We start from the raw sequence: 692 nt of genomic DNA on the forward strand, positions 1-692 counted from the left end.
GGTCGTGTTAACTTAAGCATCGGTTCCAGCAGACGGCGAAGGCTCGGAGCCACGATTCTACTGCCATCGGCTCCGCATTTCTAAACGTATTTGAAAACGAAGAGGTTCTTCGTTTTACTTCTCTAAAGATACGTTCGATGGCATTCCGATTTCCATGACGAGTGATTCGAAATCGGAGCGAGATTCGTGAGAGCGCAGCTGTAAGATGTCCGGCAGCATCAACGAGAAAGACCGCATCCTCAACGTGGTGTTTCTCTCTGAGATCGCGGAGAAACACCAGGGTAAATTGTTGGTTTTGGACAGGAAATACGTCAACGTGAAGGAATTGATTTGTGCGAGGATCGACGGCAGCATACAGCCAGAATCTATCTGAGTTGATCTGAATCGCAGTCTCGTCGACCGCAACACGATTCGGGCTTGCCCCGTCAGCTGGCTGTAAATCGGCCTTTTGAATCCAGTTGTGAATAGCTGTCCGGCTTCGCTCGACACCCAACCTCTCAAGATACTGTCTGGTATTCGAAAGTGATAGGCCAGCAAGATGGAGTTGAATACCGGTTTCAATGACCTCGTGGGGTGTCCGCTCTCGCTCCACAAACTCCAAGTCTATCCAATCAGTACAGCCGGTGAGGCGGTCGCTTTTGGGCATAGAGCACTCGAAACGTCGACCGCCTCATTCTTAACTTAACATCACC

General features: G+C 50.1%; 1 protein-coding gene. It reads right to left on the reverse strand.

What is annotated here, in order from left to right:
- Positions 1-7: 7 nt before the first annotated feature.
- Complete coding sequence (locus tag DJ81_RS16545) at positions 8-646, reverse strand: IS6 family transposase (protein ID WP_094527221.1); 639 nt, start codon at positions 644-646, stop codon at positions 8-10.
- Between the last annotated feature and the right edge of the window lie 46 nt (positions 647-692).

Origin of the sequence: Halorubrum sp. Hd13 (assembly GCF_002252755.1) — an archaeon.
Classification (GTDB): Archaea; Halobacteriota; Halobacteria; order Halobacteriales; family Haloferacaceae; genus Halorubrum.